13 protein-coding genes are annotated in these 10,946 nt (G+C 38.1%); 12 read left to right on the top strand and 1 reads right to left on the bottom strand.

What is annotated here, in order from left to right; all coding sequences use genetic code 11:
- The 3 genes from ACIQ32_RS09960 to ACIQ32_RS09950 form a co-directional block, all read left to right on the top strand.
- The coding region (locus ACIQ32_RS09960; protein WP_396195544.1) for a YeeE/YedE family protein at nucleotides 1–186 on the top strand (186 nt) is incomplete at its 5' end.
- A 3-nt stretch (nucleotides 187–189) separates the two neighbouring features.
- Nucleotides 190–603, top strand: a complete 414-nt coding sequence (locus ACIQ32_RS09955) for a DUF6691 family protein (RefSeq protein WP_396195543.1) — start codon at nucleotides 190–192, stop codon at nucleotides 601–603.
- A 71-nt stretch (nucleotides 604–674) separates the two neighbouring features.
- Nucleotides 675–941 (top strand): cation transporter, encoded by a 267-nt coding sequence (locus ACIQ32_RS09950; protein WP_396195542.1) that lies wholly within the window; start codon nucleotides 675–677, stop codon nucleotides 939–941.
- A 195-nt stretch (nucleotides 942–1,136) separates the two neighbouring features.
- Here the strand turns inward: ACIQ32_RS09950 and ACIQ32_RS09945 are convergent, their stop codons facing one another.
- Nucleotides 1,137–1,817: a Crp/Fnr family transcriptional regulator gene (locus tag ACIQ32_RS09945; RefSeq protein WP_396195541.1), complete on the bottom strand. Its 681-nt coding sequence runs from the start codon at nucleotides 1,815–1,817 to the stop codon at nucleotides 1,137–1,139.
- Between the two features lie 109 nt (nucleotides 1,818–1,926).
- On the opposite strand from ACIQ32_RS09945, the gene ACIQ32_RS09940 reads away from it, so the two are divergent.
- The 9 genes from ACIQ32_RS09940 to ACIQ32_RS09900 all read left to right on the top strand — a co-directional run bounded on the left by ACIQ32_RS09940 (nucleotide 1,927) and on the right by ACIQ32_RS09900 (nucleotide 10,850).
- Nucleotides 1,927–4,302, top strand: coding sequence for a heavy metal translocating P-type ATPase metal-binding domain-containing protein (locus tag ACIQ32_RS09940; protein WP_396195540.1), 2,376 nt, complete (start codon nucleotides 1,927–1,929; stop codon nucleotides 4,300–4,302).
- Nucleotides 4,303–4,375: 73 nt separating this feature from the next.
- On the top strand, nucleotides 4,376–4,570 hold the full coding sequence (gene ccoS, locus ACIQ32_RS09935) for a cbb3-type cytochrome oxidase assembly protein CcoS (RefSeq protein WP_121313422.1): 195 nt from the start codon (nucleotides 4,376–4,378) through the stop codon (nucleotides 4,568–4,570).
- 2 nt (nucleotides 4,571–4,572) lie between these two features.
- Nucleotides 4,573–6,753 (top strand): cytochrome-c oxidase, cbb3-type subunit I, encoded by a 2,181-nt coding sequence (gene ccoN, locus ACIQ32_RS09930; protein WP_396195539.1) that lies wholly within the window; start codon nucleotides 4,573–4,575, stop codon nucleotides 6,751–6,753.
- 5 nt (nucleotides 6,754–6,758) lie between these two features.
- A complete protein-coding gene (locus ACIQ32_RS09925) occupies nucleotides 6,759–6,926 on the top strand; it encodes a CcoQ/FixQ family Cbb3-type cytochrome c oxidase assembly chaperone (RefSeq protein WP_396195538.1) in 168 nt (55 codons plus the stop codon).
- A 26-nt stretch (nucleotides 6,927–6,952) separates the two neighbouring features.
- The gene (locus ACIQ32_RS09920) at nucleotides 6,953–7,891 is read left to right on the top strand and encodes a cbb3-type cytochrome c oxidase N-terminal domain-containing protein (RefSeq protein WP_396195537.1); all 939 of its coding nucleotides are present in this window, start codon (nucleotides 6,953–6,955) and stop codon (nucleotides 7,889–7,891) included.
- 76 nt (nucleotides 7,892–7,967) lie between these two features.
- A complete protein-coding gene (ccoG, locus tag ACIQ32_RS09915; protein ID WP_396195536.1) occupies nucleotides 7,968–9,389 on the top strand; it encodes a cytochrome c oxidase accessory protein CcoG in 1,422 nt (473 codons plus the stop codon).
- A 12-nt stretch (nucleotides 9,390–9,401) separates the two neighbouring features.
- The gene (locus tag ACIQ32_RS09910) at nucleotides 9,402–9,848 is read left to right on the top strand and encodes a FixH family protein (protein WP_396195535.1); all 447 of its coding nucleotides are present in this window, start codon (nucleotides 9,402–9,404) and stop codon (nucleotides 9,846–9,848) included.
- A 14-nt stretch (nucleotides 9,849–9,862) separates the two neighbouring features.
- Nucleotides 9,863–10,564, top strand: a complete 702-nt coding sequence (locus ACIQ32_RS09905) for a sulfite exporter TauE/SafE family protein (RefSeq protein ID WP_396195534.1) — start codon at nucleotides 9,863–9,865, stop codon at nucleotides 10,562–10,564.
- A 55-nt stretch (nucleotides 10,565–10,619) separates the two neighbouring features.
- Nucleotides 10,620–10,850 (top strand): YdcH family protein, encoded by a 231-nt coding sequence (locus tag ACIQ32_RS09900; RefSeq protein ID WP_396195533.1) that lies wholly within the window; start codon nucleotides 10,620–10,622, stop codon nucleotides 10,848–10,850.
- Nucleotides 10,851–10,946 lie beyond the last annotated feature (96 nt).

Below are 10,946 nucleotides of genomic sequence, written 5' to 3'. Positions count from 1 at the left end.
ATGATTGTCATTTTAATAGTGGGTGGGATACTCATTGGTTTTGGTTCCCGTTATGCCGGTGGCTGTACTTCGGGTCATGCTATATCGGGTTTGAGTAACTTACAATTACCTTCTTTAAAAGCGGTCATCGGATTCTTTATCGGTGGTTTGTTGATGGCGCACTTTATTTTACCTCTAATTTTTTAGGTTATGAAATTTTTAAAATACATTATAGTAGGATTCGTTTTTGGTATTGTTTTGACCAAAGCTGAAGCGGTTTCCTGGTACCGAATTTACGAAATGTTTCATTTTCAATCGATACACATGTACGGCATTATAACGGTGGCGATCATAACCGGTTTGATAGGGATTCAAATCATCAAACGAAAACAAGTAAAAGATATTGACGGGAATCCGATTTCCATCCAAGACAAAGAAAAAGGCAATGTGCGCTATTGGGTTGGCGGTATTTTATTCGGCTTGGGTTGGGCTTTGGTCGGCGCTTGTCCAGGACCAATTTTTATTCTGCTGGGATCAGGATTTTTGAGTGTTGGTTTGATATTGTTCGGAGCGGTTTTTGGCACCTTTTTATATGGTTTGCTGAAAGATAAGTTGCCTCATTAATAGTTAAAAGTGTGATATTTGTCACACTTTTTTTTTGTGGGCTGTTTTACCTTTGTAGAAAAGATAACCCTATGAAAACTACGCTTAGAATTCAGAATTTAAAATGTGGCGGTTGTGCCAATACCATAGTGTCCCAATTAAATGCATTAAATAAGGTAAGCGACGTTTCGGTGGTTGTTGACAAAGCCGAAGTCACCTTGCAACATGAAGATGAATTGGCGCTATTGAATGCCAAAGAGACTTTAAAACTAATAGGCTATCCCGAAGAAGGAGAAGTCAATTCGTTTGGAACCAAAGCCAAGTCTTATGTGAGTTGTGCCATTGGAAAAATGAGTTAAAACAGGATTGGATTTGAACAGATTTTTTGGTTACACATCGAAAATTTTAGTCGGTAACTGATTCTTCCGATATATTTGTTTAATCAATAACCAGATATCAAAATCAACAACAACCCAAGATTTTTGTTGATACCATAACTAACCCTGTTATCTTATCAACTTTAGCCACCTTTTTCTACGGAATCAGGTGGTTTTTTAATCTGCTAACCTTCGAAGTTTATTGCGGTCTTGCAATTTGATGCGTTTACCGTCAAGTTCAATTAAACCTGATTTATTTAATTCAGATAATAATCTGATGCAACTTTCGGTAGCAGTTCCGATCATTCCCGCTAATTCTTCGCGAGACAATTGTAGTTTTAAACTACCGTCTTCATTTTTTCCAAAAGTATCCTCTAAATAAATTAAGGTTTCCGCCAATCTTTCTTTCACATTTTTTTGTGCCATAGAAACCATGTGGTCATCCGCTTCTTTTAAGTCTCCACAAATGGTTTTCATAACGTTCATCGAGAAGTTATTATTGGCATTAAAGAATTGCATGATTTCGGTCTTAGGAATAAAACAAACTTCCATGTCTTCCAAGGCAACCGCGCTTAAATTGGTTGGTTCTTCACTTATCATAGAACGCTGACCTAAAAGTTCCCCCGGTTTAACCAATTTTACAATTTGATCTTTTCCATTGGCACTGAGCTTTGTCATTTTGCAAACGCCGTCTTTCACACAGTAAATGCCGTGAGTGGTTTCTCCTTCTTCAAAAATTGTTTCTCCTTTTTTGATGGTATAAGAAGTCTTGCAATCGGCCATTCGCAATAGTTCGTCTTTGTTCAAGGCTTTTAGAGAACTGAATTGTCTAACGATACATTGTTCACATTTACTCATGGTACTTTTATTGGTCACTACAAATATATTTAAAGTATGACAAATATCATATTTTAATTTTTAGGCTTGTGTGACCTTTGTTACAGGTAAAATGAGCAAATTATAAAGTATGAATCCATCACAGTGTTTCCATTGTGGTAACGAAGTTGTAGAAAAAGACGAAATTCTTTTTGACCACAAAAGTTTCTGTTGCAACGGTTGTAAAACAGTCTACGAAATTTTCAGCCAAAACGACTTGTCCTGTTACTATGATTTCCAAGCAGCGCCAGGCGCTACACCACCCGATATTAAAGGTAAATATGATTTTTTAGCCAATGAAACCATTGTTACTAAACTCCTCGATTTCCAAGAAAGTACAACAGCCATTGTTTCACTTTATATTCCTCACATACACTGTAGCTCGTGTATTTGGATTTTGGAAAATCTACAAAGACTTCAACCGGGAATCATAACTTCTCAAGTTAATTTCCCTAATAAGAAAGTCCGCATTACTTATCATCCCGAAAAAACCAACCTCAAAGAAATTGTTGAATTGCTTTGTGCTATTGGTTACGAACCTTACATCAGTTTAGAAAATTACAGCGAAGGGCAAAAGAAAGTCGACCGTTCCTTAATTTATAAACTGGGAGTTGCATTTTTCTGTTTCGGGAATATCATGTTATTGTCGTTTCCCGAATATTTTGAAGTCGGTGAATTTTGGATTGAGCAATACAAAGGTTTTTTCCGTTGGTTGATTTTTGTTTTGTCCTTACCGGCCTTTATTTATTCGGCTTCCGGTTATTATGTAGCCGCTTGGAAAAGCATGAAGCAGGGATTACTCAATATGGAGATTCCGATTGCCTTAGGTATCGTAGTGATGTTTGTTCGCAGTACGGTTGACATAGTCTTCGATTACGGACAGGGTTTTTTCGACAGCATGTGCGGTTTGATTTTCTTTATGTTATTGGGGAAATTATTCCAGCAAAAAACCTATGATTTCTTGTCTTTTGAACGCGATTACAAATCTTATTTCCCCATCGCTATTACCAAACTTTTAGCCAACGGTGCTGAAGAAGCTGTACAAGTATACGATATCCAAAAAGGCAATCGATTGTTGATAAGAAACCAAGAGTTAATTCCGGTTGACGGGATTTTGATTTCTGAGAAAGCATCCATTGATTATAGTTTTGTTACCGGTGAAGCGGTACCGATTGAGAAAAAATCGGGCGATAAAATTTTTGCCGGCGGCAAGCAATTGGGTAAAGTTATAGAAATGGAAGTTTTGTTTTCGGTTTCCCAAAGTTATTTGACCCAATTGTGGAGCAATGATGTATTTCAGAAAAAGGTAGCACAACAATACAAATCCATTACCGATAAAATCAGTCACTATTTCACGCCGGCCTTGTTTTTACTTGCTGTAGTGGCTTTTGGATACTGGATTTTTATTGATGTTTCCACCGCGTTTAATGTATTTACCGCCATACTAATAGTGGCTTGTCCGTGTGCTTTGGCTTTAACCGCGCCTTTTACTTTAGGCAATGTTTTGCGCATTTTGGGCAAACGAAAATTGTACCTCAAAAATGCCATAGTGATTGAGCAATTGGCCAAAGTAGATACTATAGTTTTTGATAAAACCGGCACTATTACTACCAATAAAAAAACTGCTATTACATATGAAGGAGATGTGTTAAACGATACCGAGTTACTTCTCTTAAAAAATGCACTCAGAGGTTCAAATCACCCATTGAGTCGCCGACTGTACGATTTTATTCCGCCTCAAGAAAAAATAGAAGTCAAGCATTTTGAAGAAGTCATAGGGAAAGGTGTTTTTGCCGAGTTAGAAACCGGAACAGTCAAATTAGGGTCTTCTCAATTCCTGCAACACATGAGCGAGAATACGCATAAGAAAACCAAAGTCCATGTAGAAATCAACGGCGTTTACAAAGGCAGTTATGTTTTCAATAACCAGTACCGACAGGGCTTAGAACAGTTGTTTGAAGCGTTGGCAAAAAAATACCAATTAGTGGTTTTGTCAGGAGATAACGATGGTGAACGTAGGATTTTAGAAAAGATGCTGCCGTCAAGTACACAATTGGTGTTCAACCAAAAACCGGAACAAAAGTTAGCCTATATCGATGCTTTACAACAGCAAGGTAAAAATGTAATGATGATAGGTGACGGACTAAACGATGCCGGTGCTTTGGCCCAAAGTAATGTCGGGATTTCCATCTCGGAAAATGTCAATGTTTTCTCACCGGCTTGCGACGGGATTTTAGATGCGAGTCAGTTTCAAAACATAGCTTTCTTTTTAAAGTATTCCAAAAAGGCAATGCTGACCATTTATATGAGTTTCGGGTTGTCGTTATTGTATAATGCGGTTGGATTGAGCTATGCCGTAACGGGCAATTTATTACCGATAGTAGCGGCTATCATTATGCCGTTGAGCACCATAACCATAGTCAGTTTTGTAACTATAATGAGCAATTTTTTTGCTGTAAAGAAATAATAATCGAAGTATGACAAATGTCATATTTTAAGAAATTGGGTGAAAGTAACTTTGTCTAACACAAATTAGAGGTATGAGTGTCATTTATATGTTAATCTCGATAAGTATTGTAGTAGCGGTATTCTTTCTCTACGCTTTTATCAAAGCAGTTAGAGGCGGACAATACGACGACGACTATACGCCATCCGTCAGAATGCTTTTTGACGACGAGCTAGTAAAAGAAACTAACAAAAATCAAATTAATATAACCGAAGAAAAACAATTATAATTATGGAAATGCAACAATTTCAGTATGACAACAAAATTGTAAGGAACTTCATTTACGCCAGTATCGCTTTTGGTGTGGTTGGTATGTTAGTTGGGTTGATATTAGCATTTATGTTTTTATTTCCCAATGTGACCAGCGGAATTTCCTTTTTAAGTTTTGGACGACTCAGACCACTACACACCAATGCGGTCATTTTCGCGTTTGTGGGTAATGCTATGTTTGCCGGAGTGTATTACTCTATGCAACGCTTGCTCAAAGCCAGAATGTTCAGTGACTTTTTAAGTAAACTGCACTTTTGGGGATGGCAATTAATCATTGTAGCCGCTGCAGTAACCCTGCCTTTAGGTTACACTACTTCTAAAGAATATGCCGAGTTAGAATGGCCTATAGATATTGCCATCGCTTTAATTTGGGTGGTATTTGGTATCAATATGATTGGTACTATTATAAAAAGAAGAGAACGTCATATTTATGTTGCTATCTGGTTTTATATAGCCACTTTTGTAACAGTTGCTGTACTTCATATATTTAATAGTTTAGAATTACCGGTTTCTTTCTCCGGAATGAAATCGTACTCCATTTATGCCGGTGTACAAGATGCCTTAGTACAATGGTGGTATGGTCACAATGCGGTGGCTTTCTTCTTGACTACTCCGTTCTTAGGAATGATGTACTACTTTGTGCCGAAAGCCGCTAACCGACCGGTATATTCTTATCGCTTGTCTATCATCCACTTCTGGTCATTAATTTTCATCTATATATGGGCAGGACCACACCACTTGTTGTACTCTGCTTTGCCTGATTGGGCACAAAACTTAGGAGTGGTATTCTCTGTAATGTTAATTGCTCCGTCTTGGGGTGGTATGATCAACGGATTATTAACCCTACGTGGTGTTTGGGATAAAGTACGTACCGATGCTGTATTAAAATTCTACGTAGTGGCGATTACCGGTTATGGTATGGCTACTTTTGAAGGTCCAATGTTGTCGTTGAAAAACGTAAATGCCATTGCACACTTTACCGATTGGATTATTGCTCACGTACACGTTGGGGCTTTGGCTTGGAACGGTTTCTTGTCCTTCGGTATGATTTATTGGTTAATCCCAAGAATGACCAAAACCAAATTGTTCTCTGAAAAATTAGCCAACTTCCACTTTTGGATTGGTACTTTAGGAATTATTTTATACGCTCTTCCAATGTATGTCGCCGGATTTACACAGGCTTCTATGTGGAAACAATTCAAACCCGACGGAACTTTGGAGTATGGTAACTTCTTGCAAACCGTTACGCAAATCATGCCAATGTATTGGATGCGTGCTATTGGCGGAACTTTATATTTGGTTGGTGTTTTAGTATTGGTTTACAATATTGTTAAAACCATCAAACAAGGTGCTGCTATTGAAGACGATGCTGCCGAAGCTCCTGCTTTAGCTACCATCAGTCCAAACCGATTAAAAGGGGAAAAATGGCACTCTTGGTTGGAAAGAAAACCGGTGCAATTTATGTTGTACACTACTGTTGCCATTTTAATTGGTGGTGCGGTTCAAATTTTACCAACTATTTTGGTAAAATCCAATATCCCAACTATCGCAGCGGTTAAACCTTATACACCGCTTGAATTACAAGGTAGAGATTTATACATCCGTGAAGGTTGTGTGAGCTGTCACTCTCAATTGGTAAGACCTTTCCGTTCCGAAGTGGAACGTTACGGAGAGTATTCTAAATCAGGGGAATTTGTTTACGACCATCCATTCCTTTGGGGTTCTAAACGTACCGGTCCGGATTTAGCTCGCGAAGGAGTTCCGGGTAAACCATTCAACGGTGGTAGAGATGACATTTGGCACTTTAACCACATGTATGATCCGCAAAGTATTTCTCCGGGTTCTATTATGCCTAGTTACCAATGGTTGATTAAAAACACCATCGATAACACTACTATTCAAGACAAGATGAGAACCATGGTCACTTTAGGAGTTCCTTATACAGATCAGGAAATTGCCGACGCCATGAAATCTATCGACGCACAGTCTTCAAAAATTGAAGCCAAGTTGTTGACTAACCCTGAAATCAAGAAAGCCTTCGGAGGTGATACAGCTGCTCCGTTGAAAGACAGAGAAATTGTAGCCTTGATTGCTTACTTACAAAGATTAGGAACCGATACACAAGTTAAATCTAAAAAATAACAGTCATGTTAAAGTTTGTCAAACACAATTTGGAAACCATTACCGGCGTAGAAATCTACCCGATAATATCACTGACTATTTTCTTTACAGCCTTTGTATTGTTCACGGTTTGGGCCATGACTTACAGCAAAGAAACCATCAAAAGAGTGAGTGATCTTCCTTTAGAAGACTAAAAAATGACCTTTTAAATAGTAAAAAAATGAAAAAATTATTTCCATCATATGTAAGAGTTCCATTGATTTTTGCCATCGTAATGGTAGCCTTGGAATATTTTATTGACTCTGGCGATCGTCCGGCTTTTATCAAGCATCCTATGGTTGGCCTGTTCTTAGTGGTTTTCCTCTTTTTATTGGTAGCCATTGAAATTGTAATCAATGCAGTGGATAGGGTGACTTATCACATGCTGACTGATGAACAAAGAAAGCAATTGGAAGAAGCACAATCAGTGTCTTTTACTGATAGTAAATGGGTTCAAAATGTAATGAAGTCAATGACCCGCTCTAAATCTATTGAGCAAGAAGCCGATGTAATGCTAGATCACGATTACGACGGGATTAAAGAGTTGGACAACGTTTTACCGCCTTGGTGGGTGAATTTGTTCTATGCTACGGTTATCTTCGGAGCGATTTATTTGGTCAGATTTCACATAGTGGGCGACTATACGCAAGCACAAGAATTTGACCAAGAAGTAGCCGCTGCCCAATTGGAAATTGAAAAAAACAAAGCCAATTCGCCTAAAGAAGAAATTACTTTAGACAAAGTGGTAGCCCTTACCGATGACGCCAGTTTGGGCAAAGGAAAAGAAATCTTCACCAATGCTTGTGCGGCTTGTCACAAACCTGATGGCGGCGGAATTGTAGGGCCTAACTTAACCGATGAATTTTGGATCAACGGTGGTGGGATCAAAAATATCTTCAAAATTATTAATGAAGGTAGTAAAAACAATCCTTCCATGGTAGCTTGGGGTAAAACATTAGAATCTACCGATATCCAAAAAGTAGCGAGTTATGTGTTGAGTTTGCAAGGCACCAAACCGGCAGGAGCCAAAGCTGCTGAAGGGGAAAAATGGGTGGAAGAAGCCGCTCCGGCTGAAAAAGCACCGGCAGCAACAGACACTACAACAGTAGCAACAAAATAATTTGCAAAAGAAAGGTTTTGGGTTATGGCTCAAAACCTTTCTAAATCATACGAATTAACAATTTAATTCAAAAAAAATGGCAACAAATCTTCCGGATGAAAGCTTTAGAGATAGTATTGCTACTATTGATGAGAAAGGGAAAAGAGTGTTCATACATCCTAAAAAACCTTCCGGTCCTTTTTATGATAAGCGAAAATTAGTTAGCTATGCTTTATTGGCTTTCTTGCTTTCTGCTCCTTTTATCAAAATTAACGGGAATCAGTTTTTAATGTTTAATGTCTTAGAAAGACGTTTTAATATTTTCAGTTTTCCTTTTTGGCCACAAGATTTTCACCTCTTTGTGATTTCAATGATCATTGGAGTAGTAGGATTAGCGCTTTTTACAGTAGCTTTCGGGCGCATTTTTTGTGGATGGTTTTGCCCTCAGACCATTTTTATGGAAATGGTGTTTCGCAGAATAGAATTTTGGATTGACGGCGACAGAGCTCAGCAAATCCGATTGCGAAACCAAGCTTGGGATGGAGAAAAAATCAGAAAAAGAGTAACCAAATGGATAATATTCTTTATCATCTCTTTTATCATTGCGAATGTCTTTTTGGCGTATTTAATTGGAAGTGATGAGTTGATCAGATTTATAGAAGAAGGGCCGGCTAAAAACACCAAAACACTAATTGCCTTATTGATTTTTACCGCGGTATTCTATTTTATCTATGCATGGTTTAGAGAGCAAGTTTGTATCATAGCTTGTCCTTACGGCAGAATGCAAGGTGTTTTGTTAGACAATAAAACCATCAATGTTGCTTACGATCACGTTCGTGGAGAAGGAGAAACCGGTAGAGCCAAATTCAACAAAAACGAAAACCGAAAAGCCTTAGGGAAAGGCGATTGTATTGATTGTAAAGTATGTGTACACGTTTGTCCAACCGGAATTGACATTCGAAACGGAACCCAATTAGAATGTATCAACTGTACAGCTTGTATAGATGAATGCGACTCCATCATGGAAAAGGTAGGTTTGCCGAAAGGCTTGATTCGCTATGCCAGTGAAGACGAAATTGTAAAGAAAGAACCGTTCAAGTTGACTACCAGAATGAAAGGTTACATTGCGGTCTTGGCCATTTTAATTGGCGTGTTCATCGGAATGCTATTCTTGAGAAATGATGTGGAAGCCACGATATTGCACATGCCGGGTCAATTGTTCCAACGAGAAGGCAATGTCATCAGTAACATATACAATTACGACATTATCAATAAAACAGAACGTGAGTTTGACAATGTAACTTTCAAATTGGTTGAACCTAAGGGGGAAATTAAACTCGTTGGAAGTCCGTTTGCCAAAGTGCCCAAACAAGGCGCTTCTAAAGGAACTTTCTTTGTAAAAATCAAGGAAAGCGATTTAAAAGAGGAAAAAGTAGTGTTGAAAATTGAAGTTTACAATAACGGTAAAGTCATTGAAACGGCAACAACTAACTTCTTAGGTCCGAGAAATTTTAACTAAAAAAGAATCAAAATGAAAATCAATTGGGGAAAAGGAATCGTCATCGCTTTTGTATTGTTCATGAGCTTTATCTTGTATTTTGTGATTAAAGTACAATCCGACGATAAATACGATAATGAATTGGTGACTCAAGAATATTATAAAAAAGAGAAACTGGTTCAAAATAATATCGAAAGCATTGAAAATGCCAATAACTTGAACGTGAAAGTAGCCATTGCCAAAACCGAAAAAGGGTTGGTCATCAGCTTTCCCGATTCTTTAGAACCCAATAAAATCAAAGGTAAAGTATCCCTTTACAGACCGTCCAACCAAAAGCTGGATTTTGAGACCCTCATCTCATTGTCCGGTTCCGATTTGCTCATACCTAAAAACAATCTGGTTGGCGGTCTATGGGGTATTACTGTGGCTTGGGAATACGAAGGTAAAACGTATTTGAACAAAGAAGAAATTTATTTCTAAAATCTAAAATCTAAATGCTTTACACCGCGCTTCTTTTTGGTTTAATCTCCAGTTTGCACTGCATCGGCATGTGTGGACCGATTGCCATGATGTTGCCGGTTGACCATCAAAATCCAACCAAAAAAGCCCTGCAAATTATCGTGTATCATTTGGGAAGGTTAACCTCTTACGGTATGTTAGGATTGTTATTTGGATTGTTGGGCAGAGGATTTTACATGGCGGGCATTCAGCAACAGCTTTCTGTAGCAGTTGGAGTAGCGATGATTTTATTGGCTATTGTTCCTGAAAAAACATTGGCCCAATACAATTTTTCTAAACCGGTTTACCGATTGATTTCCGGAGTTAAAAGTAGCTTGGGTCAACAGTTTAAACGAAAAACCCCGGACGCATTGTTTACTATTGGTTTGTTTAACGGATTGTTGCCTTGCGGATTGGTTTACGCCGCTTTATTCGGAGCGATTGCCATGCAAAACGTTATGCTCGGAATGGCTTACATGGTGCTTTACGGATTGGGAACGATTCCTATGATGAGTGCTGTAGTTTACGCCAGTTCTTTACTATCAACCCCATTCAGGAGTAAACTTCAAAAGGCGGTGCCTATTGTAACTGTAATCATTGGAGTATTGTTTGTCCTCCGCGGTATGGGATTAGACATCGCTTATATTTCTCCGAGTAATATGAATCTTTTTGTACAAGCCAAAGCTAATTGTCATTAGAATCTCAAACACTTTGAACCATTTAAAACAATAATAAACCCTTAAACTTATAACCATGGAAAAACACGATTTATTACACGAGTTTCCTGAACACCAGGAAAGAATTCACGAGCTTAAGGTTTCTGATGCTCATTTCAGAAAACTATTTGATGAATATCATGAAATTGAACATCAAATTCACAGAATCAATATGGGTTCAGAAGTAGCTAGTGATAATTTTGTGCACGAATTGAAAGCCAAATTATTATTCCTTAAAGACGAATTGTACGCCCATTTGAATAAATAGTAATTGAGTTAATTGATGTAAAAACCACGCCGCCAAGCGTGGTTTTTTTATAGTATCAGTTAGTTAGCCGTCACGATTTTAAAATGAGGGAGTAGG

It is taken from the genome of Flavobacterium sp. (assembly GCF_044373165.1).
In the GTDB taxonomy this organism is placed as follows: domain Bacteria; phylum Bacteroidota; class Bacteroidia; order Flavobacteriales; family Flavobacteriaceae; genus Flavobacterium.
This window is presented reverse-complemented; position numbering and strand designations above follow the sequence as displayed.